The organism is Streptomyces sp. NPDC053513 (assembly GCF_044544765.1).
Classification (GTDB): Bacteria; Actinomycetota; Actinomycetes; order Streptomycetales; family Streptomycetaceae; genus Streptomyces; species Streptomyces litmocidini.
Genome location: NZ_JBITXP010000014.1, coordinates 145,207 through 171,269 on the forward strand (window position 1 = coordinate 145,207; position 26,063 = coordinate 171,269).

General features: G+C 72.4%; 23 protein-coding genes. 10 read left to right on the forward strand and 13 right to left on the reverse strand.

Annotated features, from left to right (window positions below):
- The first annotated feature begins 117 nt into the window (after positions 1 to 117).
- A complete protein-coding gene (locus ACIGW4_RS24105) occupies positions 118 to 1,659 on the forward strand; it encodes an NCS1 family nucleobase:cation symporter-1 (RefSeq protein ID WP_359589844.1) in 1,542 nt (513 codons plus the stop codon).
- Here ACIGW4_RS24105 and ACIGW4_RS24110 read toward each other — a convergent pair.
- Positions 1,613 to 2,425: a serine protease gene (locus ACIGW4_RS24110; protein ID WP_399582766.1), complete on the reverse strand. Its 813-nt coding sequence runs from the start codon at positions 2,423 to 2,425 to the stop codon at positions 1,613 to 1,615. The genes ACIGW4_RS24105 and ACIGW4_RS24110 overlap by 47 nt on opposite strands.
- Before the next feature lie 874 nt (positions 2,426 to 3,299).
- Positions 3,300 to 4,367 (reverse strand): biotin/lipoate A/B protein ligase family protein, encoded by a 1,068-nt coding sequence (locus ACIGW4_RS24115; RefSeq protein ID WP_399582767.1) that lies wholly within the window; start codon positions 4,365 to 4,367, stop codon positions 3,300 to 3,302.
- A 114-nt stretch (positions 4,368 to 4,481) separates the two neighbouring features.
- On the opposite strand from ACIGW4_RS24115, the gene ACIGW4_RS24120 reads away from it, so the two are divergent.
- The 6 genes from ACIGW4_RS24120 to ACIGW4_RS24145 all read left to right on the forward strand — a co-directional run bounded on the left by ACIGW4_RS24120 (position 4,482) and on the right by ACIGW4_RS24145 (position 10,416).
- The gene (locus tag ACIGW4_RS24120) at positions 4,482 to 5,318 is read left to right on the forward strand and encodes an inositol monophosphatase family protein (RefSeq protein WP_399582768.1); all 837 of its coding nucleotides are present in this window, start codon (positions 4,482 to 4,484) and stop codon (positions 5,316 to 5,318) included.
- An 80-nt stretch (positions 5,319 to 5,398) separates the two neighbouring features.
- A complete protein-coding gene (locus ACIGW4_RS24125) occupies positions 5,399 to 6,802 on the forward strand; it encodes a phytoene desaturase family protein (protein WP_399582810.1) in 1,404 nt (467 codons plus the stop codon).
- Between the two features lie 10 nt (positions 6,803 to 6,812).
- Positions 6,813 to 7,433 (forward strand): L-threonylcarbamoyladenylate synthase, encoded by a 621-nt coding sequence (locus ACIGW4_RS24130; protein WP_123456190.1) that lies wholly within the window; start codon positions 6,813 to 6,815, stop codon positions 7,431 to 7,433.
- 113 nt (positions 7,434 to 7,546) lie between these two features.
- Positions 7,547 to 8,311: a metallophosphoesterase gene (locus ACIGW4_RS24135; protein ID WP_398711758.1), complete on the forward strand. Its 765-nt coding sequence runs from the start codon at positions 7,547 to 7,549 to the stop codon at positions 8,309 to 8,311.
- Between the two features lie 112 nt (positions 8,312 to 8,423).
- A complete protein-coding gene (locus tag ACIGW4_RS24140) occupies positions 8,424 to 9,902 on the forward strand; it encodes an AlkA N-terminal domain-containing protein (RefSeq protein WP_399582770.1) in 1,479 nt (492 codons plus the stop codon).
- Between the two features lie 13 nt (positions 9,903 to 9,915).
- The gene (locus tag ACIGW4_RS24145; protein WP_359589840.1) at positions 9,916 to 10,416 is read left to right on the forward strand and encodes a methylated-DNA--[protein]-cysteine S-methyltransferase; all 501 of its coding nucleotides are present in this window, start codon (positions 9,916 to 9,918) and stop codon (positions 10,414 to 10,416) included.
- Here ACIGW4_RS24145 and ACIGW4_RS24150 read toward each other — a convergent pair.
- On the reverse strand, positions 10,413 to 11,132 hold the full coding sequence (locus ACIGW4_RS24150) for an SIR2 family NAD-dependent protein deacylase (RefSeq protein ID WP_399582773.1): 720 nt from the start codon (positions 11,130 to 11,132) through the stop codon (positions 10,413 to 10,415). The genes ACIGW4_RS24145 and ACIGW4_RS24150 overlap by 4 nt on opposite strands.
- 64 nt (positions 11,133 to 11,196) lie before the next feature.
- Between ACIGW4_RS24150 and ACIGW4_RS24155 the strand changes: the two genes are divergently transcribed.
- Positions 11,197 to 11,400, forward strand: coding sequence for a type II toxin-antitoxin system VapB family antitoxin (locus ACIGW4_RS24155; RefSeq protein WP_093873280.1), 204 nt, complete (start codon positions 11,197 to 11,199; stop codon positions 11,398 to 11,400).
- Positions 11,401 to 11,553: 153 nt separating this feature from the next.
- Here ACIGW4_RS24155 and ACIGW4_RS24160 read toward each other — a convergent pair whose 3' ends face one another.
- Together ACIGW4_RS24160 and ACIGW4_RS24165 are read right to left on the reverse strand one after the other, a co-directional pair.
- Positions 11,554 to 12,621, reverse strand: a complete 1,068-nt coding sequence (locus ACIGW4_RS24160; protein ID WP_398711751.1) for an ADP-ribosylglycohydrolase family protein — start codon at positions 12,619 to 12,621, stop codon at positions 11,554 to 11,556.
- 43 nt (positions 12,622 to 12,664) lie between these two features.
- On the reverse strand, positions 12,665 to 14,335 hold the full coding sequence (locus ACIGW4_RS24165; RefSeq protein ID WP_359589837.1) for a BCCT family transporter: 1,671 nt from the start codon (positions 14,333 to 14,335) through the stop codon (positions 12,665 to 12,667).
- Between the two features lie 112 nt (positions 14,336 to 14,447).
- On the opposite strand from ACIGW4_RS24165, the gene ACIGW4_RS24170 reads away from it, so the two are divergent.
- Positions 14,448 to 15,599 (forward strand): glycerate kinase, encoded by a 1,152-nt coding sequence (locus ACIGW4_RS24170; protein WP_399582775.1) that lies wholly within the window; start codon positions 14,448 to 14,450, stop codon positions 15,597 to 15,599.
- A 506-nt stretch (positions 15,600 to 16,105) separates the two neighbouring features.
- Here ACIGW4_RS24170 and ACIGW4_RS24175 read toward each other — a convergent pair.
- Entirely contained in the window at positions 16,106 to 16,942 is an 837-nt protein-coding gene (locus ACIGW4_RS24175) for an NAD-dependent epimerase/dehydratase family protein (RefSeq protein ID WP_399582777.1), read from the reverse strand.
- A 57-nt stretch (positions 16,943 to 16,999) separates the two neighbouring features.
- Between ACIGW4_RS24175 and ACIGW4_RS24180 the strand changes: the two genes are divergently transcribed.
- Positions 17,000 to 17,998, forward strand: coding sequence for a GNAT family N-acetyltransferase (locus ACIGW4_RS24180; protein ID WP_399582779.1), 999 nt, complete (start codon positions 17,000 to 17,002; stop codon positions 17,996 to 17,998).
- 77 nt (positions 17,999 to 18,075) lie between these two features.
- On the opposite strand, the gene pssA is transcribed toward ACIGW4_RS24180, so the two are convergent.
- The 7 genes from pssA to ccrA form a co-directional block, all read right to left on the reverse strand.
- On the reverse strand, positions 18,076 to 18,939 hold the full coding sequence (gene pssA, locus ACIGW4_RS24185) for a CDP-diacylglycerol--serine O-phosphatidyltransferase (RefSeq protein ID WP_123457576.1): 864 nt from the start codon (positions 18,937 to 18,939) through the stop codon (positions 18,076 to 18,078).
- Positions 18,932 to 19,588, reverse strand: a complete 657-nt coding sequence (locus tag ACIGW4_RS24190; protein WP_123456200.1) for a phosphatidylserine decarboxylase — start codon at positions 19,586 to 19,588, stop codon at positions 18,932 to 18,934. Before ACIGW4_RS24190 ends, pssA begins: the two co-directional genes overlap by 8 nt.
- Before the next feature lie 169 nt (positions 19,589 to 19,757).
- On the reverse strand, positions 19,758 to 20,963 hold the full coding sequence (locus ACIGW4_RS24195) for an acyl-CoA dehydrogenase family protein (protein WP_017236794.1): 1,206 nt from the start codon (positions 20,961 to 20,963) through the stop codon (positions 19,758 to 19,760).
- A 2-nt stretch (positions 20,964 to 20,965) separates the two neighbouring features.
- Positions 20,966 to 21,478 (reverse strand): MaoC family dehydratase, encoded by a 513-nt coding sequence (locus ACIGW4_RS24200; protein ID WP_123456201.1) that lies wholly within the window; start codon positions 21,476 to 21,478, stop codon positions 20,966 to 20,968.
- 5 nt (positions 21,479 to 21,483) lie between these two features.
- Positions 21,484 to 22,449: a CoA ester lyase gene (locus ACIGW4_RS24205; RefSeq protein WP_015037486.1), complete on the reverse strand. Its 966-nt coding sequence runs from the start codon at positions 22,447 to 22,449 to the stop codon at positions 21,484 to 21,486.
- Complete coding sequence (locus ACIGW4_RS24210) at positions 22,446 to 24,482, reverse strand: protein meaA (RefSeq protein WP_359589832.1); 2,037 nt, start codon at positions 24,480 to 24,482, stop codon at positions 22,446 to 22,448. Before ACIGW4_RS24210 ends, ACIGW4_RS24205 begins: the two co-directional genes overlap by 4 nt.
- A 10-nt stretch (positions 24,483 to 24,492) precedes the next feature.
- Complete coding sequence (ccrA, locus tag ACIGW4_RS24215) at positions 24,493 to 25,830, reverse strand: crotonyl-CoA carboxylase/reductase (RefSeq protein ID WP_123456203.1); 1,338 nt, start codon at positions 25,828 to 25,830, stop codon at positions 24,493 to 24,495.
- Positions 25,831 to 26,063: the final 233 nt, after the last annotated feature.

Consider the following 26,063-nt stretch of genomic DNA (forward strand, 5'->3'; position numbering starts at 1 on the left):
GGTGGCGGGGCGTTCCGCCTCCCTTGACGCCCCTGCCCCACAGGACGAGACTCCGCACGGTCAAGAACCCCACGCCCCGCACGGCCTCGTTCCGTCCCCGAACGAAGGGTTCCGTCCATGACCGCAACCGCACCCTCCGGCAGAACCGGCCCCTCCGGCGTCCACGACGGCCGTGTCGAGCTCGCGCCCGGCACGGCCCCCGCGGACCCCCGCTTCGCCAACGACGACCTGCTCCCCGTCCCCGTGGCCGACCGCCGCTGGACCACGTACAACTTCGCGGCCCTCTGGGTCGGCATGGCCCACAACATCCCCTCGTGGATGCTCGCCTCCGGTCTCGTCGCCCTCGGCATGGACTGGAAGCAGGCCGTCCTCACCATCGCCCTGGCCAATGTCGTCGTCCTCGTGCCGATGCTGCTCACCGGGCACGCCGGACCCAAGTACGGCATCCCCTTCCCCGTCCTCGCCCGCGCCTCCTTCGGACTGCGCGGGGCCAACCTGCCCGCCCTCGTCCGGGCCGGGGTCGCCTGCGCCTGGTTCGGCATCCAGACCTGGATCGGCGGCCAGGGCGTCTTCGTCCTGCTCGACAGGATCTTCGGCGGCGGCTGGGCGGAGGCGTCGGAGGTCGGCGGGCAGCCCTGGACGCTGTGGCTCTGCTTCGTCCTCTTCTGGGCCCTCGAACTCGCCGTCATCTACCGGGGGATGGAGGCCCTGCGCCGCTTCGAGAACTGGGCCGCGCCCTTCGTGATCGTCGGCGCGCTCGCCCTCCTCGTCTGGATCACGGTCAAGGCGGGCGGCCTCGGCCCGCTCCTCGACCAGCCGTCGAAGCTGGGCTGGGGCGCCGACTTCTGGCCCGTCTTCTTCCCCGCCCTCATGGGCATGATCGCCTTCTGGGCCACGCTCAGCCTCAACATCCCCGACTTCACCCGCTTCGGCGCGGGCCAGCGGTCCCAAGTCCTGGGCCAGACCCTCGGGCTGCCCACCACCATGACCCTGTTCGCGCTGCTCTCGGTACTCGTCACCTCCGGCTCGCAGGCGGTGTACGGGGCGCCCGTCTGGGATCCGGTGGCGCTCGCCGCGAAGACCGACAACGTCTTCGGCCTGCTCTTCGCCCTGGTGACGGTCCTGGTCGCCACCCTGTCGGTGAACATCGCGGCGAACGTCGTCTCCCCGGCGTACGACCTCGCCAACCTCGCCCCGAGACGGGTGAACTTCCGTACGGGCGCCCTGATCACCGGCGTCGTCGGCGTGCTCATCATGCCGTGGAAGCTCACCGCCACCCCCGAGCTGTACATCTTCACCTGGCTCGGTCTGGTCGGCGGGCTCCTCGGCACGGTCGCCGGCATCCTCATCGCCGACTACTGGCTCGTCCGCCGGACCGTCCTCGACCTCGAAGGCCTCTACCGGGCCGACGGCCCCTACCGGTACCGGCGCGGCTGGAACCCGGCGGCCGTCCTCGCCTTCGCGGTCGGCGGCGTCCTCGCCGTGGGCGGCTCCCACTCGGCGCCGGGCACGGGCCCGTTCCCGGAGGACGGCCTGATCCCCTTCCTGAAGCCCCTCGCGGACTACGGCTGGGCTGTGGGCCTCGCCGCCGCCCTGCTCCTGTACACCGCCCTCATGAGGCGCGGGGCAGCTTCCCGGCCGTTCGCCCGATCCAGCTGAGGTAGGACCAGACCCGGGTGTTCACGGCGGGGGTGTCGGTCGCGCACCCCTTCCCGTACGAGACCAGACCGATCAGGTACGGCCGCCCCGCGATCGTGTGGACCAGGGGGCCGCCGGAGTCGTACTGACAGGTGTCCCGCCCGGGCGCGTACGTGCAGAGCTGGGCGGCGGTGACCTGGGACATGCCCCGGGCCCCGCACGTCGGGTTGCTCATGGTGCCGAGGACCACGGTCCGCAGGACGTCGGAGGTACGGCCCCCGAAGGAGGTGGTGCCCCAGCCGGGGGCCTCGACCTGCGTGTGGTCGAAGGTGCCGTGGGCGAACCGGAAGGGCAGGGCGACCGGCCGCACGTCACGGTTGAACACCACCGGCTCGGCCAGCCGGACCAGCGCGATGTCGTCGCGCTGGGCGGCCGGGTCGTAGTCCGGGTGCGTGAGGAAGGCGGCGGGGGGCGCGAGCACCGCGTTCGGACTGTCGTCCCCGCGCGTCAGGTCGTGGTCGCCGAGGAGCACCCCCACGCGGGCGGTGTCGCCGTAGGAGCCGGTCAGGCAGTGCGCGGCGGTGAGCACGTACCGGTCGCCGACCAGGGCCCCGCCGCACATCACCCGCCGCTCGGCCAGGTCCACGAGCCCCACCATGAACGGGTATTGATGGGCCCGCGCCTCCTGGCCCCCGACGACCGCGTGCGCGGGCGGCGCGATGCCGAGGGGGCACACCGCCATCAGGGTGCCCGCGACCGCCGCCATGAGCTTCCTCGCCCGTCCCATCTGATCTCCGCCCCGTTCCCGGTGCCGGGATGTGCGGAGACGTTTCCGCACGGCTGCCGTCCCGACCGTCATGAGCACCAACGAGCCGAACGCACCAGGGGTCACCCACCGCCGCCCCGCCCATCCCGCTGCGGGCGCCCGCGCGCCGGGGCGGCCACCACCCACCGCTGCGGGCAGTAGCCCCGCCGGGGCGGCGCCCACCCCGCGCCCCCGTTGTGGGCTGCGCCCACCCCCGTGTAGGACCTGCGCCCTGCCGGGCCGGTGCCCCCCCGCGCCCCCGTTGTGGGCTGCACCCACCGGGCGGTGTCCGCCCCCGCCCACCCCGTTGTGGGCTGCGCCCGCCGGTGCGGTGCCCACCCCCGTCCCCCGTTGTGGGCAGTCGTTCCGCTGGGGCGGAACGGGTGGGCACAACGGACCCGCGCCCTGCCGGCGCCCGAGGCTCACGTGCCTGGACCCGCACCCCGTGCACAGCGCACCGGTGGTGCGGGTCCAGGCCCGGAACGCGAAGGCGCCGCTGATGGGCGCCGTCCCGTGTGCCCACCCGTCCCGCCCCAGCGGGACGATTGCCCACACGGAGGTGGGCAGGGGCACCGCCCCGCAGGACGCGGGCCCCACACGGGCGGGTGGACGGGGGCACCGCCCAGCAGGGCGCGGGCGTGACCCGCACGGGCGGGAGGGGGCCGCCCAGGCGGGCGCGGGCGCAGCCCCACGGGCAAGGCGGGGGCGCGGTCCCCACGGAGGTGCGGGAGGGGCGCCGGGCCGCGGCACGTGCGGGGTGGCGTGGCCCGCGTCGGGCATCGCCCCGCCGGGCGCGGCCCCACGGGGGCGAGGCAGGGAGGGGCCCCGCCGGGCAGGCCCCGCACGGGTGGGGGTGCTACGGGACCCGGGAGGTCCATTGCGGGGTGGTGAACTTGGACTCCGCCAGTTCCTTCGCCCGGCGAAGCTCGTCCTCCGTGAGGCGTCCCTCCGCGAGCCCGTACCGCCCCCGGAAGGACGCGATCATCCGCTCGATCACCGCCTCGCGCGGCAACCCCGTCTGCCGGCGCAGGGGATCCACGCGCTTCTTCGCGCTCTTCGTCCCCTTGTCGGAGAGCTTCTCCCGGCCGATCCTCAGCACCTCGGTCATCTTGTACGCGTCGATGTCGTACGCCATCGTCACGTGGTGCAGCACCGCCCCCTCGCCCGCCACGAGCCGCTTCTGGGCCGCGCCCGCGATCTTCCCCGCGTCCGTGGCGATGTCGTTGAGCGGCTGGTACCAGGCCCGGACCCCCATGTCGCCGAGCGCGCCGAGCACCCAGTCGTCCAGGTAGGCGTAGCTGTCGGCGAAGGACAGGCCCTGCACGAGGGCGTCGGGGACGGAGAGCGAGTACGTGATCGTGTTGCCCGGCTCGACGAACATCGCCCCGCCGCCGCTGATCCGGCGCACCACCTGGATGCCGTGCCGCTCCGCCGCCTCCGCGTCCACCTCGTTGCGCAGGGACTGGAAGCTGCCGATCACCACCGCCGGGGCGCCCCACTCCCAGACCCGCAGGGTCGGCGGGCGGCGGCCGGCGGCCACCTCGGCTGTCAGGACCTCGTCGAGCGCCATGTGCAGCGCGGGGGACTGCGGCGGCTCGTGGACCAGCTGCCAGTCGTAGTCGGTCCAGTCCGTGGCGTGGGCGAGGGCGCGCCGGACCGCGATCCCGACGCCCTCCGCGGTCAGGCCGTACATCTGCGTGCCGGGCGGCAGCGCCGCCTCGATCCGCGCGGCGAGCCCCGAGGCGTCCGTGTCGGCCGGCGCGCCTTCGAGGGCCCCGTCGATCGCGAGGATCGCCTCGTCCGGTTCGAGGAAGAAGTCGCCCGCGACCCGGACGTTCCGCAGGACGCCGTTCTCGCTGTCGAGGTCGACGACCACCAGCTTTCCGCCGGGGACCTTGTACTCGCCGTGGTAGGCGCCGTGCACGGGAACCCTCCCTGCGTGTAAGGGATGAACTCGGACAGAGGGTACTCCCCGGGGAAACGGGGGATGACGAGCGCGGCGTACCGGTTGTCAGCGGCCCGTGCTTAGCTGGGACGCATGATCGAAGACTTCTTGGAGCAGGTCCTCGGCGGCCGTACGGCCGAGGTCGAGGAGGCCGTCCGCAAGGCGGCCGCCGCCGAGATCATGCCGCGTTTCCGGCAGCTCGCCGCCGACGACATCGTCGAGAAGAACGGACCGCACGACCTGGTCACCGTCGCCGACCGGGCCGCCGAGGCCCATCTCACCGCGTCCCTGACGGCCCTCCTGCCCGGCTCCGTGGTCGTCGGCGAGGAGGCCGTGCACGCCGACCCCGCCGTGTACGAGGCGCTGCGCGGCGACGCCCCCGTCTGGATCGTCGACCCCGTCGACGGCACCCGCCAGTTCGTCCACGGCGACCCGGCCTTCTGCACCCTCGTCGCCCTCGCCCGGCACGGCGAGGTCCTCGCCTCCTGGACCTTCGCGCCGGCCCTGGAGGAGTTCGCCGTCGCCGTGCGCGGACGCGGCGCCACGCTCAACGGGCGGGAGATACGCTCCGGTTCACCAGCGCCCGGCGAGGTCCTGGAGGTCGCCACCTCGCACCCCGACTACACCACCCCGGACCAGAAGCGGGCCCTGCTCGGTCTGCGCACCGAGGGCGTCCGCCCCCGCCCCTGCGGCTCGGCCGGCCTCGAGTACCTCGCCGTGGCGCGCGGGGAGCTGGCCGGAACGGCTTTTTCCTGGGAGTACGCCTGGGACCACGCCGCCGGCCTCCTGCTGGTCGCCGAGGCGGGCGGCTCGACCACGACGGTCGCGGGAGAGTCGTTCCGCATCGCCGGGGGCAACGCGCTGCCGTTCACGACGGCCCGGGACGCGGCGACCGCCGAGCGGATCCGGACGCTCCTCAGGGGCGCGTGAGGCGCGCTTTTCCACCCGCCTATCCTGGGGGTCTTGGCCATCGGCTGACGAAGGAGTCCAAGGTGACGAACGAGACGTCGATGCTCGATGCCGTCGTCGTGGGGGCGGGACCCAACGGACTGACGGCCGCCGTCGAACTGGCCCGGCGCGGCCTCTCCGTGGCCGTCTTCGAGGCCAAGTCCACCGTCGGCGGCGGCGCGAGGACCGAGGAGCTCACCCTCCCCGGCTTCCGCCACGACCCGTGCTCCGCCGTGCACCCGCTCGGCGCCGCCTCGCCCGTCTTCAAGTCGATGCCGCTCGACCGGTACGGCCTGGAGTGGCTCCACCCCGAACTGCCCATGGCCCACCCCTGGGACGACGGCACCGCCGCCGTCCTCGCCCGTTCCGTCGCCGAGACCGCCGCCTCCTTCGGGCCGCGCGACGCCGGGACGTACCGCCGGCTCGTCGCCCCCTTCCTCGGCAAGTGGGACACGCTGGTGAGCGACTTCATGCAGCTGCCGCTCACCGCGCTGCCCCGCGACCCGGTCACCCTCGCCCGCTTCGGCCTCGCCGGACTGCCGCCGTCCACCTGGCTGATGCGAAGGTTCCGGGACGAGAAGGCCCGCGCGCTCTTCGCCGGGCTCGTCGCCCATGTCATCGCCCCGCTCGACGGCATCGCCACCGGCGCCGTCGGCCTGGTCTTCGCGCTCGCCGCGCACACGGGCGGCTGGCCGATGCCCCGGGGCGGCTCGCAGTCGATCTCCGACGCCCTCGCCGCGTACCTCAAGGACCTCGGCGGCGCCGTCCACACCGACTTCGAGGTCAAGCGGCTCGACGACCTGCCGCCGGCCCGCGCCTACGTCTTCGACACCTCGCCCACCGCCCTGGCCCGGATCGCCGGCTTCGGCGGGCACTACGACCACTACAAGTACGGCGCCAGCGCCTTCAAGATCGACTACGCGCTCGACGGGCCCGTGCCCTGGACCGCCGAGGAGGCCCGCCGGGCCGGCACCGTCCAGGTCGGCCCCACCGCCGGGGAGATCGGCACCGCCCTGCGCGAGGCCTCCTCCGGGACCGCCCCCGACGCGCCCTTCCTCATCACCGCCCAGCCGAGCCTCGTCGATCCCTCCCGCGCCCCCGAGGGCAAGCACGTCTTCTGGGCGTACGGCCACGTGCCCAACGGCTGGCGCGGCGACCTCACCGACGCGATCGAGCGTCAGATCGAGCGCTTCGCCCCCGGCTTCCGCGACCGCGTCCTGGCCCGCGCCACCGCCGGCCCGCCCGAACTCGCCGACCGCAACGCCAACTACATCGGCGGCGACATCGCCTGCGGAGCCGCCCGCGGCCTCCAGCTCCTGCTGCGCCCCACGCTGTCCCTCCGCCCCTACGCGACCCCGCACCCGGCGGTCTTCCTCTGCTCCTCCGCGACCCCGCCCGGCCCCGGCGTGCACGGCATGTCCGGGCACAACGCGGCGAAGGCGGTCTGGCGGAGCCTGCGAAAATAGACTGGTCCCCATGGCCAAGTACTTCGACGTGCACCCCGACAATCCCCAGCCCCGCACCATCAACGCGGTGGCCGACTCCATCCGGAACGGGGCGCTCGTCGCGTACCCGACCGACTCCTGCTACGCGCTGGGCAGCCGCATCGGCAGCCGTGACGGCATCAGCCGGATCCGTGCCATCCGCGACCTCGACGACCGGCACCACTTCACGCTGATGTGCGCGAACTTCGCCCAGCTGGGCCAGCTCGTGCACATCGACAACGACGTCTTCCGCGCCGTCAAGGCGTCCACCCCCGGCGCGTACACCTTCATCCTGCCGGGCACCAAGGAGGTGCCCCGTCAGCTGCTGCACCCCAAGAAGAAGACGGTCGGCGTCCGCATCCCCGACCACGTCGTCACCCAGGCCCTCCTCGCCGAACTCGGCGAGCCGCTGCTCTCCAGCACCCTGCTCCTGCCCGACGAGGCCGAACCCCTCACCCAGGGCTGGGAGATCAAGGAGCGGCTCGACCACCAGGTGGACGCGGTGCTCGACTCCGGCGAGTGCGGCACCGAGCCCACCACCGTCGTCGACTTCTCCAGCGGCGAGCCCGAGATCGTCCGCCGCGGCGCGGGGGACACCGCCCGGTTCGAGTAGACGGCCGCGGAAGCGGTCCACCGGTCCCGAAGCGGCCCTTCCCGGCCCGGTCGTGATCACCGTACGGTCGGCGTGAACGTCCGTTCACGCGCACCCACGGAGGTCCGAGCCGCATGATCGTCATCGCCCACGTCAGCGACGTCCACATCGACGGCGAGCAGCGGAGCCAGGACCGCACCCGCGCCGTCCTCCGGTACCTGGAGGAGCTGCCGTACGACCTGGCGGCCGTCCTCGTCACCGGTGACATCGCCGACCACGCGACCCCGGACGAGTACGCGGTGGCGCGGGAGCTGCTGACCTCCCGCCACCCGCTGCTCGTCTGCCCCGGCAACCACGACGACCGCGCCGCCTTCCGCAAGGGCCTCCTCCAGGAGGAGACGGCGGTACGCCCCTACGCGCCCGTCGACCAGGTGCTCCGGGGCGAGGGTTTCGTCGTCGCCCTCTGCGACTCCTCGGTGCCCGGCGAGGACCAGGGCCTCCTGGAGGACGAGACGATCGAGTGGCTCGACGGCGTCCTCGCCGGCACCCCGCACGAGGTGCCCGTCCTGGTCGCCTTCCACCACCCGCCGGTCCCGCTGCACACCCCGTACGTGGACGGGATCCGGCAGTTCGGCGAGGAGCGGCTCGCCGCGCTCGTCGACCGCCATCCGCACCTGACCGCCTTCCTCGCGGGCCACGCCCACACGGCGGCCGCCACGACCTTCGCCGGGCGTCCGCTGCTCGTCGCGCCCGGCGTCGTCTCCGCCCTCCGGCTGCCCTGGGAGAACCCGGGCTCCGAGAACCCGCACGTCCACCTCGACCTGCCGCCCGCCCTCGCCTTCCACGTCCTCGGCGAGGACGGCCGGCTGACCACCCACTACCGGACGGTCACGCTCTGAGGAACCGGGACGGGGCCGGGGCCGGAACGTGGCCGGGCCCGGGGCGAGGGGCCCGCACGTCCATGTCGTTTTCTCGCCAGCCCGCGCGCCGTCCGTCCCCGATCCTGGAACCATGCACACCGACACCGAGCGCTGCGTACGGGCCGTCCAGTCCAAGGAGGCGCGTTTCGACGGCGTGTTCTTCACCGCCGTCCGCACCACCCGGATCTACTGCCGGCCCAGCTGCCCGGCCGTCCCGCCCAAGCCCGAGAACATGGAGTTCCACCCCAGCGCCGCCTCCTGCCAGCGCGCCGGCTACCGGGCCTGCAAGCGGTGCCGCCCCGACACCAGCCCCGGCTCGCCCCAGTGGAACGTCCGGGCCGACGCCGTCGCCCGTGCCGTGCGCCTCATCCAGGACGGTGTCGTCGACCGCGAGGGCGTCCCCGGACTCGCCCGCCGGCTCGGCTGGTCCACCCGCCAGATCGAACGGCAGCTCCTCGCCGAACTGGGCGCCGGACCGCTCGCCCTGGCCCGCGCCCAGCGCGCCCAGACCGCCCGGCTGCTCATCGAGACCACCCCGATGCCCTTCGGCGAGATCGCCTTCGCGGCCGGTTTCTCCTCCATCCGCACCTTCAACGACACCGTCCGCGAGGTCTTCGCCCTCACCCCCGGCGAACTCCGCGCCCGCGCGGCCCGCCGGTCGCCGGTCGGGGCGACCGCGACCCCCGGTGCCATCGGCCTCCGGCTGCCGTTCCGCACCCCGCTCGAACCCTCCAACCTCTTCGGCCACCTCGCCGCGACCGCCGTCCCCGGCGTGGAGGAGTGGCGCGACGGCGCCTACCGGCGGACGCTGAGCCTCCCGTACGGACACGGCATCGTCGCCCTCGCCCCCCGCCCCGACCACATCGCCTGCCGCCTCTTCCTCACCGACCCGCGCGACCTCACCCACGCGATCAGCCGCTGCCGCCGGCTCCTCGACCTCGACGCCGACCCCGTCGCCGTCGACGAGCGACTCCGCGCCGATCCGCTGCTCGCCCCGCTCGTCGACAAGGCGCCCGGCCGCCGCGTCCCCGGAACCGTCGACCCCGCCGAGTTCGCCGTACGGGCCGTCCTCGGCCAGCAGGTGTCCACCGCCGCCGCCCGCACCCACGCCGCCCGCCTGGTCGCCGCGCACGGCGTCCCGATCGAGGACCCCGAGGGCGGACTGACCCACCTCTTCCCGGACCCCGAGGCGCTCGCCGCCCTCGACCCCGAGAGCCTCGCCCTGCCGCGCAGCCGCCGCACCACCCTCCTCACCCTCGTCCGGGCCCTCGCCGACGGCTCGCTCCCGCTCGGCCCCGCCGACGACCGCGAGGAGGCCCGCGCCCGCCTGCTCGCCCTGCCCGGCTTCGGCCCCTGGACCACCGAGATCATCGCCATGCGCGCCCTCGGCGACCCCGACGCCTTCCTCCCCGGCGACCTCGGCGTCCGCCGCGCCGCCGAGGGACTCGGCCTGCCCGGCACCCCGGCCGCGCTCACCGCCCGCGCCGCGCACTGGCGTCCCTGGCGCGCCTACGCCGTCCAGTACCTCTGGGCGACCGACGACCACCCGATCAACGTCCTGCCCGCGTAAAGGAATCCGCCCCATGCCCGCCATCCGACACACCGTCGTGGACAGCCCGTACGAGCCGCTGACGCTCGTCGCCGTCGACGGCGTCCTCAGCCGCGTCCACATGACCGGCCAGCGCCACCGCCCGCCCGAGGAGACCTTCGGCGAGCCCGACCCGCGGCCCTTCGGCGAGGCGATCCGCCAGCTCGACGCCTACTTCGCGGGTGAACTCACCGAGTTCGACCTGCCGTTGAACCTGATCGGCACCCCGTTCCAGCTGCGGGTCTGGCAGCAGCTGCTGCGCATCCCGTACGGGGAGACCCGGACGTACGGCGAACTCGCCGAGGAGCTGGGCAGCCCCGGCGCCTCCCGGGCCGTGGGCCTCGCCAACGGCAAGAACCCCGTCAGCATCATCGTCCCCTGCCACCGGGTGATCGGGGCGGGCGGCGGGCTCACCGGCTACGGCGGCGGTCTGGACCGCAAGCAGCGGCTGCTCGCCTTCGAATCGGGTACGGCGGAACCGGACGCCCTGTTCTAGGCGAGCCGGTCGAGCAGCGCGGGCAGCGCCGTGCCGATCGGCTCGCGCACGACCTCGTCGGCGACGGGATCGTACGGGGTGGGCTCGGCGTTCACGATGATCAGCCGGGCGCCGTGCTCGGCCGCGATCCCGGCGAGGGAGGCCGCCGGCTGGACCTGGAGGCTGCTGCCGACCACGATGAACACCTCGGTGGCCTTGGCGATCGCCATGGCGTTGCCGAGCACCACCGGATCGAGCCGCTGCCCGAACATCACCGTCGCGGTCTTCAGGATCCCGCCGCACGCCCGGCACGCCGGGTCGTCCTCGCCGGCCCGCACCCGGTCGAGCGCCTCCGCCGTCGACGACCTCGCGTGGCAGGCCGTGCACACCACCGACCGCGCCGAGCCGTGGAGTTCGAGGACCTTCCGTTCGGGCACCCCGGCCGCCTGGTGCAGCCCGTCCACGTTCTGCGTGATCACCCGCAGCGCGTTGCCGCTCGTCCGCTCGTACGCGGCGATCGCGCGGTGCGCCACGTTCGGCTCGGCGCCCAGGACCGGGCCTTCGAGCCGCATCCGCCACGAGCGGCGGCGGATCTCCGGATCGGCCATGTACGGCCCGTACGTCACGAGCCGCTCGGCCTCGGGGTCCTGCCGCCACACGCCGTTCGGGCCCCGGTAGTCGGGGATGCCCGAGTCCGTGGAGATGCCGGCACCGGTGAAGATCGCGACCATCGTCATGCGGAGACCCTAGGCACCGCCGAACCGCTCCCGCGAGCGGGTTTCCCGGTGTTAGGTTCCGGCCATGGCCAAGGTGAACATCGGTCTCGACGCCGAACTCGTCGTGGAAGTCATGGTCCTCGCAGGCATCGGCAACCCCCAGGACGCCGTCGAGGCGGTCGTCCGCGACTACATCGCCCGCGGCCACCGCACCGAGGCGCGGGCCGTCAGCCGGGACGAACCGCAGCGCACCGGCGAGATCGTCCCGCCGGAACCCCCGCAGGGCTGAGGATGCCGGAGGCCTCCGACCGGCGCGCCCGTCTGCTCCTGGGCGGGTGCTTCTGGGCCCTCGTCGGCGGCCTCGTCCTGGTCGTCGGCGCTCTGCTGCTCCTCGCGGCCGCCCTGTCGTCCCTCGAACGGCCCGCGGACCCCAAGCCTCCCCTCACCCCGCCCGCCCGGCCAACCGCAGGGTCCGTTCCGCCAGTTCGCTGATGCGGACCCCGTCGAAGCCGAAGACGGCGCTGCGCACCCGGTCCCGCAGGGGTTCCGACCACTGCGGCGGGATCGCGGCCGCGCCGCAGCGGACTCCGGCCACCGAACCCGCCGTCGCCCCGTTGGAGTCGGTGTCCAGGCCGCCGCGGACGGTCAGCGCGATCGTCCGGGTGAAGTCGCCCTCCCCGTAGAGGAGCCCGGCCGTCAGGACGGCCGCGTTCGGGACGGTGTGGATCCAGCCGAGGCCCGCCGTCCGCTCCGCGAGCTCGGTGAGCGCCTCCGACCAGCCGAGCCCCGCCTCGTACAGCGCGACCGCACCCCGTACGGTCCGGGCGAGCCGGCTGCCCGCCGGCACCCGTTCCAGACTCGTCTCCAGGGCCGACCGCACGTCCGGCGCGGTGAAGGCCGCAGCGATCAGCGCCGCCGCCCACATCGCCCCGTACACGCCGTTCCCGGTGTGCGAGAGGACCGCGTCCCGACGGGCCAGCGAGGCGGCCCGGTGCGGGTCGCCCGGACAGGTCCAGCCGTACACGTCGGCCCGGATCAGCGCCCCGATCCACTCCTGGTACGGATTGTCGTACGTGGCGGTCAGCGGCGGCCGCAGACCGTCGGCGAGGTTCCGGTAGGCGACCCGCTCCGCCGTGAACGTCTGCAGGTACGGCAGCCGCAGCAGCCACTCCCGGCCGACCTGCTCGGTGGTGAACGCGAAGCCGTACGTCTCCAGGAGGTGCAGCCCCAGGACCGACCAGTCGACGTCGTCGTCCCGGCAGCTGCCGTCGACCCCGCCCCGCACGCACCGCTTCCACTCGGGCCGCAGCTCGAAGCCCTCCGCCCCGGGCGGCGGGGGAGGGAGGTAGTCCGTCAGCGGGAGCGCCCGGGTCAGCCTCAGGTACGCGTCGATGCGCTCCCGGGTCCAGTGGTCCCCCCGCTCCACGGGCTTGCCGAGCATGTTCCCGGCGATCCGGCCCGTCCAGCCGCCCAGGATCCGGTCCCCGAGCTCCCCGTCCGTGAACCCCATACCTCCGGTGTACCGAATCCGGCGGCCGGGTGCGCGCCGGGACTCAGCGCCGGTCCTCGGCGCGCTCCGCCTCGGTACGGCCCTCCGCCGCGCGGGGCGGCCGCCGGTGGCGGTCACCGGCCCGCTCGGTCATCGCCTCACCGACCAGGGTCCGCACCGCGTCCCGCAGCCCGTGCAGGGCCTGGTGCCGGGCCGGGCCCGCTCCCGGGTCCGCCCGCAGCTCCTTCAGGAGCGCGAAGCACAGCACCAGCATCACCACCACGAACGGCAGCGCCACCAGGATCGTCGCCGTCTGCAGCGAGTTCAGACCGCCCGCCACCAGCAGCACCGCCGCCACCGCGGCCATCAGGACGCCCCAGGTCACCACGAGCCAGGTCGGCGGATGGAGCGCGCCGCGACTCGTCAGCGAACCCATCACCAGCGAGGCCGAGTCCGCGCTCGTGATGAAGTACGTCATCACCAGGAGCATCGCGAGGACCGACGTCACCGTCCCGATCGGCAGCGCCTCCAGCATCGCGAACAGCGAGGCCTCCGCGCCGTCCTTCACCGCCGTCGCCAGGTCCGCCGCGCCCGTCGACTCCAGCCGGATCGCGGTCCCGCCCATGACGCAGAACCACACCACCGTCGCCCCCGACGGCACGAGCAGCACTCCCACCAGGAACTCCCGGATCGTCCGGCCGCGCGAGATCCGGGCGATGAAGGTGCCGACGAACGGTGCCCAGGACAGCCACCACGCCCAGTAGAAGATCGTCCACGCCCCCAGCCAGTCGCGGTCGGTGAACGCGCCCGTGCGGCTGGCCATCGGCAGCAGCTGGTGCAGGTAGCCGCCGACGGAGGCCGGGACGGTGTCGAGGATGTAGACGGTCGGGCCCAGCAGGAAGACGAAGGCCATCAGACAGGCCGCGAGGACGATGTTCAGCGTGGACAGCCACTTCACGCCCTTGTGGAGACCGGAGAACGCCGACAGCACGAACGCCGCCGACAACGCCACGATGACGATCAGCTGCGTGGCCGTCGAGTTCTCCACGCCCATCGTCAGGTTCAGCCCCTCGGCGACCTGGAGGGCGCCCAGACCCAGACTCGTCGCCGTGCCGAACACCGTCGCGAACACCGCGAGGAGGTCGATCGCCTTGCCCGGCCACCCGTCCGCCCGGCGCGCCCCCATCAGCGGCACGAAGGCGGAGCTCAGCCGGTTCCCCCGCCCCTTGCGGAAGCCCGCGTACGCGAGCGCGAGGCCCGCGATCCCGTAGATCGCCCACGGGGTCAGCGTCCAGTGGAAGAACGAGTACTCCATCGCCGTGAGGGCCGCCGCGCCGGTCCCCGCGGAGGCGCCGCTCGCCGGCGGAGGGTTCAGGAAGTGCGTCAGCGGCTCCCCGACCCCGTAGAACATCAGGCCGATGCCCATTCCGGCGCTGAACATCATCGCGATCCACGCCAGATTCGTGAACTCCGGCTCCGAGTCGTCCGCGCCCAGCCTGATCCGGCCGAAGCGGCTCAGCGCGATCACCACGCACAACACCAGGAAGGCGTCCGCCGCGACCACGAAGAGCCAGGCGAAGTTCGACAGCACCCACTTCAGGGCGGAGGAGGACGCGCTGTCGAACGAGTCCTCGCCCAGCGCCGCCCAGCCGGCCACCGCGACGACGGCCGCGACCCCGATCCCGATGACCTTCCCGTCGGGTCCGCCATCAGGAATGATCTCTTCCGTGCTCATGCGACCCCACTATGGTGCGGAATATCGCCTTATCAGGGGGTGGCACGCCGTCTGGCCGTACGGATAGGGTCTGCCTCGGCGCGACTGCACGTTCGAAAGCAAGGGATGCAAGGTGACGGACGGGGCAGCAACTCAGGTCGCTCACGTGCTCGTGGCGGCCGACAAGTTCAAGGGCTCGCTCACGGCCGTGCAGGTCGCGGAGCGGGTCACAGCAGGACTGCGACGGGTCGTCCCGGAGCTCACGGTGGAGACGCTGCCCGTCGCGGACGGCGGCGACGGCACCGTCGCGGCGGCCGTCGCGGCCGGCTTCGAGCGGCGCGAGGTCCGCGTGACCGGCCCGCTCGGCGAGCCGGTCACCGCGGCGTTCGCTCTGCGCGGCACCACCGCGGTCGTCGAGATGGCGGAGGCCTCGGGCCTCCAGCTGCTCCCGCCCGGCGTGTTCGCCCCCCTCACGGCGACCACGTACGGCTCCGGAGAGCTGCTCCGCGCCGCCCTGGACGCGGGCGCCACCACCCTCGTCTTCGGCGTCGGCGGCAGCGCCACCACCGACGGCGGCGCCGGCATGCTCGCCGCGCTCGGCGCCCGGTTCCTCGACGCGGCCGGCGAGCCCGTCGGCCCCGGCGGCGCACCCCTCGCGGACCTCGCCACGGCCGACCTCAGCGGCCTCGACCCCCGCTTCGCCTCGGTCGACCTGATCCTCGCGAGCGACGTCGACAACCCGCTCACCGGGCCCAAGGGCGCCCCCGCCGTCTACGGCCCGCAGAAGGGCGCGACCCCGGAGGACGTCCAGGTCCTCGACGCGGCCCTCGCGCACTTCGCCACCGTCCTGGAGAAGACCATCGGCTCCCGGGCCGCCGAGGCCGCCGTCGCGCCCGGCGCGGGCGGCGCGGGCGGCATCGGGTACGGCGCGCTCATCCTCGGCGCGAGCTTCCGGCCCGGCATCGAGCTGATGCTGGAGGTCCTCGGCTTCGCCCCCGCCCTGGAGCGCGCCACCCTCGTCATCACCGGCGAGGGCTCCCTCGACGAGCAGACCCTCCACGGCAAGGCGCCGGCCGGGGTCGCCGCGGCGGCCCGCGCCGCGGGCAAGGAGGTCGTCGCGGTCTGCGGGCGCCTCGCCCTGCCGCCGGAGGCACTGGGCGCGGCCGGGATCCGTCGCGCCTACCCGCTCACGGACCTGGAGCCGGACACGGCGAAGTGCATCGCGAACGCGGGGCCGCTCCTGGAAATGGTGGCGTCCAACATCGCCCACGACTTCCTGTCGTAGCCCCCACCCCGGCGGGCACTCGCCCCGCCGGGACGGCGCCCCCCTCGCACCCCGTTGCCTGAAGCAGCGCCCACCCCTCGCACCCCCACTGCGGGCTGCGCCCGCGGGGAGGCGCTGCCCCCGTTGTGGGCAGTCGTTCCGCTGGGGCGGAACGGGTGGGCACAACGGAACGGCGCCCTTACCGGCGCCCGAGGCTCCCGCGCCTGAACCCGCACCGACAGGCGCGGCTCGCACGTGGTGTGGGTCCAGGCCCGGAACGCGGAAGCGCCGCTCAGGGCGCCGTCCCGTGTGCCCACCCTCCCCCAAGCTCTCGGCTTCGCTCGAGCAGGGGGGACCCCCTTGCCCCAGCGGGACGATTGCCCACACGGGCGGGTGGGCGGGGGCACCGTCCAGCAAGGCGCGGGACCCGCACGAGCAACAAGGGGAAGCCGCCCAGCAAGGCGCGGGCCCGCACGAGCGAGGGGGAGCCGTCCAGCAAGGGCGCGGGGCGTGTGGCGTCCCGTGGGCTACGCGTCCTGGTTCGTGAAGCCCGTCCGCCAGGACGGCCGGGCCGGGGTCCACCCCAGCGCGCGGGCCCGGGCGTTCAGCGCCCCCCGGGCCCACTCCACCCGTCCCCCGGACCGCTCCGGGACCGGTACGCCCAGGGCCGCCCCGAGGACCGGCAGCCAGGCGTGCCCGGGGGCCGGCTCGTCGTCCACCACGTTGTACGCGCCCGACGGCCACCCCAGGGCCCGCACGGCCGCCTCGGCGGCGTCGGCGACGTGCACGAACGAGCTGACCGAGTCGTCGGCCGCCGTGCTGCCGAGGAACCGTGCCGCCGGGTCCCCAGCCAGCGCGGCGGCGACGGCGCCGCCCGGCGCGTACCAGGTGCCGGGCCCGTAGAGGATCCCGTAGCGCAGCACCACCGCTTCGGGCAGCTCGGCCACCGCGGACTCCAGGGCCCGCACCCCGGCGACGATCCGGGCCCGCGGCGCCTCCTCGGTCGGATCGAACGGCACGGACTCGTCGGCGGGACCGTCCCCGGGGGCGTACGCCCAGCTGATCGACTGCGCGACGATCCGCCGCACGCCCGCCGCGCGCGCCGCGTCCACCAGGTTGCGGGTGCCGTCGATGCGGAGCCGGTTGTTCGCGGCCCCGTCCGCCCCGCCCAGGTCGGTGAGCTGGTGGACTACCGCGTCCGGCGCGATGGAGGCCACCGCCCGGCGCACCGCCTCCGCGTCGAGCACGTCCACGGGACGGGGCCCGCGCCGGGAGATGCCCACGACCTCATGGCCGGCCGCCTCCAGGCGGGGCGACAACCGACGACCGACGGCACCCGTGGCGCCCGCGACCAGTACACGCATGGGCCCACCCTAGAAGATCGTCATCCGGTGGTAACACGGTGGTGTGAAGCTCCCTCCATGACCGTGCGCATCGAGGAGAACCCCTCCCACCCCCACCTCCCCACCCTGCTCACCGCCTACCACCTCGTGAACCAGGCTGAGAAGGGCGCCGCCGTCGCCACCGCCGCCGAGCTCCCGCCCGGGTACCGCGCCGAGGCCGAGGACCCGGGCGGCGCGTTCGCCGCCGACACCGTCCTGCTCGCCACCCCGCCCGGCGCCGACGAGCCGGCCGGGTGCGTGGTCCTCAAGGCCCCCGAGGACGGCCGCGCGCCCGAGATCAAGCGGCTCTGGGTCGCGCCCGGGGCCCGCAGGAAGGGGCTCGCGCGGGCGCTCATGGCCGAGGCCCTGCGCCGGGCGGCCGCCGCTGGCGCCCCCGCCGTGCGCCTCACGGTCTGGAACTGGCGGGAGGAACCGCTCGCTCTCTACCGGAGCCTCGGCTTCGGGGCCGTCGAATCGTGGGACGACCGGCCGGACCTCCTCTGCCTGGAGAAGCGGCTCGACGTCATCGAGCGCCTCACCCCCGCCGCCGTACGCGCCCACGCCCCCGCCGGCCTCGCCGCGCTCCTCGTCGACGCCGTCGACGGCGGGGCCTCCGTGGGCTTCCTGGCGCCCCTGGACGCCGCCGAGGCGGCCGAGTGGTGGTCGGGGATCGCCGGGGAGGCGGAGAGGGGCGTACGGGACGTCTGGGCCGCCCAGGGGCCCGACGGGAGCCTCACCGGCGTCGTCACCCTCGTCCGCGTCGGGGCGGCCAACGGGCGGCACCGCGGCGAGATCGCCCGGCTCCTGGTCCACAGCTCGGCTCGCGGAGGGGGCCTCGGGCAGCGCCTCCTCACCACGGCAGAGGCGCACGCCGCCGCGACCGGCCTGAGGCTGCTGGTCCTGGACACCCAGACCGGCAGTCCGGCCGAGCGCCTCTACCGGGGCGCGGGCTGGACCGCCGCCGGGACGATCCCGGACTACGCCGCCGACCCCGCCGGCACCCTCCGCCCCACCACGCTCTACTACAAGCGCCTCTAGGGGCGTCCCGGGCACGCGAAAGGGCCCCGGGAGGCGATTCGCCTCCCGGGGCCCTTCGTACGCTGTTCCGCCGCCCGCTACGGCAGCTGTGCCGCCCGCGCCTCCCGGCTCTCACGCCGGTTGTCGCGGAAGGTGTTCGCCCGGCGGGCCGTCGCGAAGAGGGGGATCACGGCGCCCAGGGCGACCTGGAGCGCGCAGCCGGTCTGGAGCAGGAACGCCCCGCCCGGCGCGTCGAACGCCCAGGCCGCCAGCATGGCCATCGCGCCGACGATCCAGCTGAGCATCGCCACCGCGAGGACGCCCCGGGGCTTCGGGTACTCGACCCGGCTGACCATCAGCCACGCCACTCCGATGATCGCGAGCAGCGTCGGGATGAAGGGCAGCTCCAGGAGCACGATCGAGACGACCGTCAGCGCGCCGAAGGGGCTCGGCATGCCCTGGAACATGCCGTCCTTCATCGTCACGCAGGAGAATCTCGCGAGCCTCAGGACCACGGCCAGCAGCACCACGATCGCGGCGACCGCCGAGACCTTCTGCTGCGCGTCGTCCGCGACCATTCCGTACACGAGTACGAAGTAGGCCGGGGCCAGACCGAAGCTGATCAGGTCCGACAGGTTGTCGAGCTCGGCGCCCATCGGCGAGCTGCGGAGCTTGCGCGCCACGATGCCGTCGAAGAGGTCGAAGATCGCCGCGGCCAGCATCAGGATCACGGCGGTGGCGGCGCTGTTGCGCGCCATGCCGGTCTCGCTGCTGCCGGTGAGGTGCGGGATGAGGATGCCGGTGGTGGTGAAGTACACCGCCATGAAGCCGCACGTGGCGTTACCGAGCGTGAGGGCGTCCGCTATGGACAGCCTCAGCGACAGCGGCATCTCCTCGACGTCCTCGGCGTCCGCCTCCGACTCCGCGACCCAGTCGGCCGCCCGTGTGTCGGGATCAATCACGGTCAATGCGAGTCACCCCCGCGGTGGTGGCCTGGCCGACCTCGACCGCGACCTCGACGCCCTCGGGGAGGTAGATGTCGACGCGCGAGCCGAACCGGATCAGACCGATGCGGTCACCCTGCTCGACCTTCGTCCCCTGCGGGATGTACGGCACGATCCGTCGGGCGACGGCGCCGGCGATCTGCACCATCTCGATGTCACCGAGCTCGGTGTCGAAGTGCCAGACGACGCGCTCGTTGTTCTCGCTCTCCTTGTTGAACGCCGGGACGAAGCCGCCGGGGACGTGCTCCACGGACGTGACCGTGCCGGCCAGCGGCGCGCGGTTGACGTGGACGTTCAGCGGGCTCATGAAGATGGCGACCCGGGTGCGCCCGTCCTTCCACGGCATGATGCTCTGCACCACGCCGTCGGCGGGGGAGATGACCCGGCCCTGAGCGATCTCGCGCTCGGGGTCGCGGAAGAACCAGAGCATGCCGGCCGCGAGAGCGGTGGTCGGCACGGCGATGGCCGCGGCGCGCCTCGACTTGCGGGAGCGCGCGAGGCTCAGCGCCGCGGTGGCCACGGTCGGCAGAAGCCACGGCGATGCTCCGCGTGCGATGCGTGCGCCCTTGAGGCTGTCGCGATGTGCAGAGGTTCGACTGTCGGGCATGGATGACCTTCGTAGCGGATGATGCCGCACTGGCAACGGGGGACGGCGGCTTTCCGGCGATGCTATCGGTTGCGGGGCGCAACTGGGCAAGCCAGGAACCGAGTCGACGGCCGGAAGACGAACACGGGGTGTGATCTTCTTCGCGGCCGTACCGACTCAAAAGCGACAATCAGCCCTGGAATCGGTACTCCTCCAGGAGCCGACGACCAATGATCATTTTCTGGATCTCGGCGGTACCTTCGCCGATGAGCAGCATCGGAGCCTCCCGGTAGAGACGCTCGATCTCGTACTCCTTCGAGAAGCCGTATCCGCCGTGGATGCGGAAGGCGTCCTCGACGACCTCCTTGCAGTATTCGGAGGCGAGGTACTTCGCCATCCCTGCTTCGAGGTCGTTTCGTTCCCCGGAGTCCTTTTTGCGTGCTGCGTTCACCATCATGGCATGGGCGGCCTCGACCTTGGTAGCCATTTCGGCCAGCTTGAACTGGATGGCCTGGTGCTGGGCGATCGCCTTGCCGAAAGTGTGACGTTGCTGGGCATACGAGACGCCCAGTTCGAAAGCACGCTGCGCGACGCCGCAACCACGGGCCGCCACGTTCACGCGGCCGACCTCGACGCCGTCCATCATTTGGTAAAACCCTCGGCCGGTGACCCCGCCGAGCACGCGATTGGCCGGAATGCGCAGTCCGTCCATGATGAGTTCGGTCGTGTCGACGCCCTTGTAACCCATCTTGTCGATCTTGCCGGGGATCGTGAGGCCGGGGCGGACCTCTCCGAAGCCGGGCTCCTTCTCGACGAGGAAGGTCGTCATCGACTTGTGGGGGGCGGTGCCCTCCGGGTGTCCTTCGTCACTTCGGACGAGAACGGCCACCAGCGTTGACGTGCCGCCGTTCGTCAGCCACATCTTCTGGCCGTTGAGGACGTACTCGTCGCCGTCCTTGACCGCCTTCGAGGTGATCGCCGACACGTCCGAGCCGAGGCCCGGCTCCGACATCGAGAAGGCGCCGCGCGTCTCGCCGGCCGCCATCCGCGGAAGGAAGTACTCCTTCTGCTCCTGGGTGCCGTGCTGCTTCAGCATGTACGCCACGATGAAGTGCGTGTTGATGATGCCGGAGACCGACATCCAGCCGCGGGCGATCTCCTCCACGCACAGCGCGTAGGTGAGCAACGACTCACCCAGGCCCCCGTACTCCTCGGGGATCATCAGACCGAAGACGCCGAGCTCCTTGAGCCCGTCGACGATCTGCTGCGGGTACTCGTCGCGGTGCTCCAGCTCCGTCGCGACCGGGATGATCTCCTTGTCGACGAAGTCCCGGACGGTGGCGAGGATCTCCTGCTGGACGTCGGTCAGACCGTGGGTCTGGGCGAGTCGCGCCATGGCTACTTCTCCTGTGCCTTCAGCTCCGGGCGGCCGGGCTGCTCGCCGCCGCGCTCCTTGATGTACGTCTCGGTGGGGACCATCACCTTGCGGCGGAAGACGCAGACGAGGGTGCCGTCCTGCTTGTAGCCCTTGGTCTCGACGTAGACGATGCCGCGGTCGTTCTTCGACTTCGACGGGGTCTTGTCGAGGACCGTGGTCTCGCCGTAGATCGTGTCGCCGTGGAAGGTCGGCGCCACGTGCCGCAGCGACTCGATCTCCAGGTTGGCGATCGCCTTGCCGGAGACGTCCGGCACGGACATGCCGAGCAGCAGCGAGTAGATGTAGTTGCCGACGACGACGTTCTTGCCGAAATCCGTCGTGTTCTCGGCGTAGTTCACATCCATGTGCAGCGGATGGTGGTTCATCGTCAGCAGGCAGAAGAGGTGGTCGTCGTACTCGGTGACCGTCTTTCCGGGCCAGTGCTTGTAGACGGCACCGACTTCGAACTCTTCATAGGTGCGGCCGAACTGCATCGGACTCAGGCCTCCGGGATCTCGAACTTGCTGGTGCGCTGCATGCCGGCGGCGCGGCCCTTGCCGGAGATGACCAGGGCCATCTTGCGGGAGGCCTCGTCGATCATCTCGTCGCCGAGCATCGCGGAGCCCTTCTTCCCGCCGGCCTCGGACGTGTAGTAGTCGTACGCGTCGAGGATCAGCTCGGCGTGGTCGTAGTCCTCCTGCGAGGGCGAGAAGATCTCGTTCGCGGCGGCGACCTGGTCCGGGTGGAGCACCCACTTGCCGTCGAAGCCCAGGGCGGCGGCGCGCTGCGCGACCGCCTTGTAGCCCTCCTGGTTGCGGATCTGCAGGTAGGGGCCGTCGATCGCCTGGAGGTTGTTGGCGCGGGCCGCCATCAGGATGCTCATCAGGATGTGGTGGTACGCGTCCGCCGGGTAGCCGGGCGGCTGCTCGCCGACGACGAGGGACTTCATGTTGATGGAGGCCATGAAGTCGGCCGGGCCGAAGATGATCGTCTCGACGCGCTGGGAGGCCTGCGCGATCGCGTTGACGTTGGTCAGGCCCTGCGCGTTCTCGATCTGCGCCTCGATGCCGATCTTGCCGACCTCGAAGCCCATGGTCTTCTCGATCTGCGTGAGCAGCAGGTCGAGGGCGACGATCTGCTGGGCGTCCTGGACCTTCGGCAGCATGATGCAGTCGAGGTTCTGGCCGGCGCCCTCGACGACCGTGACGACGTCGCGGTAGGTCCAGTGGGTCGTCCAGTCGTTGACGCGGACCACGCGGGTCTTGCCGGTCCAGTCGCCCTCGTTCAGGAACTTCACGATGGTGTGCCGGGCCTCGGGCTTGGCCAGCGGGGCGCACGCGTCCTCCAGGTCGAGGAAGACCTGGTCGGCGGCGAGGCCCTGGGCCTTCTCGAGGAAGCGCGGGTTGGAGCCGGGGACCGCCAGGCAGGAGCGGCGGGGGCGGAGCCGGTTCACAGGGCTGGTCATGCGAGGACCTCCGTACTTTCCAGGGGGCTGAGCTTGTTCGCTTGCCGGATCTCGTCGACGATACGGCCGATGATCTCCGTGATACCGAAGTCCTTCGGTGTGAAGACGGCGGCCACGCCCGCGCGCTTCAGTTCTGCGGCGTCGGCGTTCGGGATGATCCCGCCGACGATGACCGGGATGTCCGTCGCGCCCGCCTCGCGGAGGCGGTCGAGGACGTCCGGGACCAGCTCGGAGTGCGAGCCGGAGAGGATCGACAGGCCCACGCAGTGCACGTCCTCCGCCAGGGCGGCGCTGACGATCTGCTCGGGGGTCAGCCGGATGCCCTGGTAGACCACCTCGAAACCGGCGTCACGCGCGCGTACGGCGATCTGCTCGGCCCCGTTGGAGTGCCCGTCCAGGCCCGGCTTGCCGACGAGCAGCCGCAGCCGCCCGCAGTTCAGCTCCTCGGCGGTGCGGGCCACCTTCTCGCGGACCAGCGCGAGCGGCGTGCCCTCCTCGGCCGTCACGGCGACCGGGGCGGAGGAGACGCCCGTGGGGGCGCGGAACTCGCCGAACACCTCGCGCAGGGCCCCGGCCCACTCGCCGGTGGTGACCCCGGCGCGGGCGCACTCCAGGGTGGCCTCCATGAGGTTCTCCGTGCCCTTGGCGGCCTCCTTGAGGCGCTCCAGGGCCTTGCAGGGCCGCGGGTGGTTGAACGGCGGCTGGTAGCGGTTGTCGCGCCAGGTCTTCAGCGAGGCGACGACCCGGGCCTCGACCGCCGGGTCGACCGTCATGATCGCGGTGTCCAGGTCGGCGGTGAGGGGGTTCTCCTCGGTCGACTGGAAGATGTTCACGCCGACGATCTTCTCGTCGCCGGCCTCGATCCGGGCGCGCCGCTCGGCGTGCGAGGAGACCAGCTGCGACTTGAGGTAACCGGACTCGACGGCGGCCATCGCGCCGCCCATCTCCTGGATCCGGTCGATCTCGGCCAGGGACTCCTCGACGAGGGAGTCGACCTTGGCCTCGATCACGTGCGAGCCGGCGAAGATGTCCTCGTACTCCAGCAGGTCGGACTCGTGGGCGAGCACCTGCTGGATGCGGAGCGACCACTGCTGGTCCCACGGGCGGGGGAGGCCGAGGGCCTCGTTCCAGGCCGGGAGCTGCACGGCGCGCGCGCGGGCGTCCTTGGAGAGGGTGACGGCCAGCATCTCCAGGACGATCCGCTGGACGTTGTTCTCCGGCTGGGCCTCGGTCAGGCCGAGGGAGTTGACCTGGACGCCGTAGCGGAAACGGCGCTGCTTCGGGTTCTCGATGCCGTACCGCTCCAGCGTGATCTTGTCCCAGATGCGGCCGAAGGCGCGCATCTTGCACATCTCCTCGATGAAGCGGACGCCCGCGTTCACGAAGAAGGAGATGCGGGCGACGACCTCGCCGAAGCGGTCCTCGGGGACCTGACCGGAGTCGCGGACCGAGTCGAGGACCGCGATCGCGGTCGCCATCGCGTACGAGATCTCCTGGACCGGCGTGGCCCCGGCCTCCTGCAGGTGGTAGCTGCAGATGTTGATCGGGTTCCACTTCGGGATGTGGTTGACCGTGTACGCGATCATGTCCGTCGTGAGGCGGAGCGAGGGGCCGGGCGGGAAGACGTGCGTCCCGCGCGACAGGTACTCCTTCACGATGTCGTTCTGGGTGGTGCCCTGGAGCTTGGTGATGTCCGCACCCTGCTCCTCGGCGGCCACCTGGTAGAGCGCCAGCAGCCACATGGCGGTGGCGTTGATGGTCATCGAGGTGTTCATCTGCTCCAGGGGGATGTCCTGGAACAGCCGGCGCATGTCACCGAGGTGCGAGACGGGGACGCCGACCCGGCCGACCTCGCCGCGGGCGAGGATGTGGTCGGGGTCGTACCCGGTCTGCGTCGGCAGGTCGAACGCGACCGAGAGGCCGGTCTGACCCTTGGCGAGGTTGCGCCGGTACAGCTCGTTGGACGCCTCGGCGGTCGAGTGACCGGCGTACGTCCGCATGAGCCACGGCCGGTCCTTCTGGCGCTCAGTCATCTTCGGGACCTCAGATGTTCCGGAAGCGGTTGATGGCGTCGATGTGCTGGGCCCGGAGCTCCGGGTTGCTGACGCCCAGGCCCTCCTGCGGGGCGAGGGCGAGGACGCCGACCTTGCCCTGGTGCAGGTTGCGGTGGACGTCGTACGCGGCCTGGCCGGTCTCCTCCAGGGAGTAGACCTTCGACAGCGTCGGGTGGATCTTGCCCTTGGCGATCAGGCGGTTGGCCTCCCACGCCTCGCGGTAGTTCGCGAAGTGCGAGCCGATGATCCGCTTCAGCGACATCCACAGGTAGCGGTTGTCGTACTGGTGCATGTAGCCCGAGGTCGAGGCGCAGGTGGTGATGGTGCCGCCCTTGCGGGTGACGTACACGGAGGCGCCGAAGGTCTCGCGGCCCGGGTGCTCGAAGACGATGTCGATGTCCTCGCCGCCGGTCAGCTCGCGGATCTTGGAGCCGAAGCGCTTCCACTCGCGCGGGTCCTGGGTGTTCTCGTCCTTCCAGAACTTGTAGCCCTCGGCGTTGCGGTCGATGACCGCCTCGGCGCCCATGGACCGGCAGATGTCGGCCTTCTCGGGGGAGGAGACGACACAGATCGGGTTGGCGCCGCCGGCCAGGGCGAACTGCGTGGCGTACGAGCCGAGTCCACCGCTCGCGCCCCAGATGAGGACGTTGTCGCCCTGCTTCATGCCGGCGCCGTTGTTGGAGACCAGCTGGCGGTAGGCGGTGGAGTTGACGAGGCCGGGGGCCGCCGCCTCCTCCCAGCTGAGGTGGCCGGGCTTCGGCATCAGCTGGTTGGACTTGACGAGGGCGATCTCGGCGAGGCCGCCGAAGTTGGTCTCGAAGCCCCAGATGCGCTGCTCGGGGTCGAGCATCGTGTCGTTGTGGCCGTCCGAGGACTCCAGCTCGACCGAGAGGCAGTGCGCGACGACCTCGTCGCCGGGCTTCCAGGAGTTGACGCCCGGGCCGGTGCGCAGGACGACGCCGGCGAGGTCGGAGCCGATGACGTGGTACGGCAGGTCGTGGCGCTTGGTGAGCTCGGAGAGCCGGCCGTAGCGCTCCAGGAAGCCGAAGGTCGAGACGGGCTCGAAGATCGAGGTCCAGACCGAGTTGTAGTTGACGGAGCTCGCCATGACGGCCACGAGTGCCTCGCCCGGGCCGAGCTCGGGGAGCGCGACGTCGTCGAGGTGGAGCGACTTGCGCGGGTCCTTGTCGCGGCTCTCGACGCCGGCGAACATCTCGGCCTCGTCCTTGTGGACGGTGACGGCCCGGTACGACTCGGGGAGCTTGATGTTCGCGAAGTCGGCGGACGTGGAGTCCGGGGACTGGATCGCGTCCAGGATTTCCTTCACGGGTTGCCTCCGGCGGTGAGCGTCCTGAGGGAGGGACGCCTGGGGGTTACGGCGGTGAGTACTGCTGTAGAGGTGTGCCGTCGGTTCGGCTGGGTGGTGCGGTGGCGGCGCTGTGTGGTGGAGCGCGAGGGTGCCTGTGACGCAGGCGTCCGGGCGCACCGGCCGTCGGCTGGTGGGGACAGCCGGCGCGCGAGGTGTGATCTCTGCGCGCCGGCCGCCCGGACAACATCAAC

Bases quoted from the DNA above. Each gene is read 5' to 3' on its own strand.
- ACIGW4_RS24105 (WP_359589844.1), top strand. From the start codon at position 118: ATGACCGCAACCGCACCCTCCGGCAGAACCGGCCCCTCCGGCGTCCAC.
- ACIGW4_RS24110 (WP_399582766.1), bottom strand. From the start codon at position 2,425: ATGGGACGGGCGAGGAAGCTCATGGCGGCGGTCGCGGGCACCCTGATG.
- ACIGW4_RS24120 (WP_399582768.1), top strand. From the start codon at position 4,482: ATGATCGAAGACTTCTTGGAGCAGGTCCTCGGCGGCCGTACGGCCGAG.
- ACIGW4_RS24125 (WP_399582810.1), top strand. From the start codon at position 5,399: ATGCTCGATGCCGTCGTCGTGGGGGCGGGACCCAACGGACTGACGGCC.
- ACIGW4_RS24130 (WP_123456190.1), top strand. From the start codon at position 6,813: ATGGCCAAGTACTTCGACGTGCACCCCGACAATCCCCAGCCCCGCACC.
- ACIGW4_RS24135 (WP_398711758.1), top strand. From the start codon at position 7,547: ATGATCGTCATCGCCCACGTCAGCGACGTCCACATCGACGGCGAGCAG.
- ACIGW4_RS24140 (WP_399582770.1), top strand. From the start codon at position 8,424: ATGCACACCGACACCGAGCGCTGCGTACGGGCCGTCCAGTCCAAGGAG.
- ACIGW4_RS24145 (WP_359589840.1), top strand. From the start codon at position 9,916: ATGCCCGCCATCCGACACACCGTCGTGGACAGCCCGTACGAGCCGCTG.
- ACIGW4_RS24150 (WP_399582773.1), bottom strand. From the start codon at position 11,132: ATGACGATGGTCGCGATCTTCACCGGTGCCGGCATCTCCACGGACTCG.
- ACIGW4_RS24155 (WP_093873280.1), top strand. From the start codon at position 11,197: ATGGCCAAGGTGAACATCGGTCTCGACGCCGAACTCGTCGTGGAAGTC.
- ACIGW4_RS24160 (WP_398711751.1), bottom strand. From the start codon at position 12,621: ATGGGGTTCACGGACGGGGAGCTCGGGGACCGGATCCTGGGCGGCTGG.
- ACIGW4_RS24165 (WP_359589837.1), bottom strand. From the start codon at position 14,335: ATGAGCACGGAAGAGATCATTCCTGATGGCGGACCCGACGGGAAGGTC.
- ACIGW4_RS24175 (WP_399582777.1), bottom strand. From the start codon at position 16,942: ATGCGTGTACTGGTCGCGGGCGCCACGGGTGCCGTCGGTCGTCGGTTG.
- ACIGW4_RS24180 (WP_399582779.1), top strand. From the start codon at position 17,000: ATGACCGTGCGCATCGAGGAGAACCCCTCCCACCCCCACCTCCCCACC.
- ACIGW4_RS24190 (WP_123456200.1), bottom strand. From the start codon at position 19,588: ATGCCCGACAGTCGAACCTCTGCACATCGCGACAGCCTCAAGGGCGCA.
- ACIGW4_RS24195 (WP_017236794.1), bottom strand. From the start codon at position 20,963: ATGGCGCGACTCGCCCAGACCCACGGTCTGACCGACGTCCAGCAGGAG.
- ACIGW4_RS24200 (WP_123456201.1), bottom strand. From the start codon at position 21,478: ATGCAGTTCGGCCGCACCTATGAAGAGTTCGAAGTCGGTGCCGTCTAC.
- ACIGW4_RS24205 (WP_015037486.1), bottom strand. From the start codon at position 22,449: ATGACCAGCCCTGTGAACCGGCTCCGCCCCCGCCGCTCCTGCCTGGCG.
- ACIGW4_RS24210 (WP_359589832.1), bottom strand. From the start codon at position 24,482: ATGACTGAGCGCCAGAAGGACCGGCCGTGGCTCATGCGGACGTACGCC.